1 protein-coding gene is annotated in these 535 nt (G+C 43.9%); it reads right to left on the reverse strand.

Features of this window, described 5'->3' with window-relative positions:
• On the reverse strand, positions 1–507 hold a 507-nt coding region (locus ACTQ48_RS11460; RefSeq protein WP_441571046.1), incomplete at its 3' end, for a hypothetical protein.
• Positions 508–535 lie beyond the last annotated feature (28 nt).

Below are 535 nucleotides of genomic sequence, written 5' to 3' on the forward strand. Positions count from 1 at the left end.
GGGGTAGTAAACATAAACACGCTGATCTTCAACCTGTGGTACGAAGAAGAGGTGTAGCTTACCTTCTGGAACGTTCTGACCAGAAACGATCTTATAACGAGCAGCACCACCAGACATCCAACCGTAGGAATAGTCAACACCTTCAACGCCTTCTAGATCATCACCAGAGTTAGCGTTGTAAGTCCATTCTACATTTGGAAGTAGAGCGGTGTCTACAGGATTACCAAAGATTACGAAATAACCTTTGCTGTAGAAACGCTTGTTCTTAAGACGGTTAGCAACGTTGTCGATTACACGACGTAGTTCAACTAGCCATTCGGTGGGAGAACCACTGAAGTTACCAGTTGGGTGAACGTTGAAAGAGGTCTCAATAGTATGACCAGTTTGCTTACCATAGTCAGCAGAATCCTCTAGGAATTCAACGCCTTCCATATCAACACGCTGGTTGAATACGTTGGTGATAATATCAACAACTTTTAGAGTACCATCTAGATTGTAGATAGCCATGTTGTCCTGTAGCCACTCAGTGGGTAGG

Origin of the sequence: Collinsella sp. Sow4_E3, assembly GCF_052116285.1 — a bacterium.
In the GTDB taxonomy this organism is placed as follows: domain Bacteria; phylum Actinomycetota; class Coriobacteriia; order Coriobacteriales; family Coriobacteriaceae; genus Collinsella.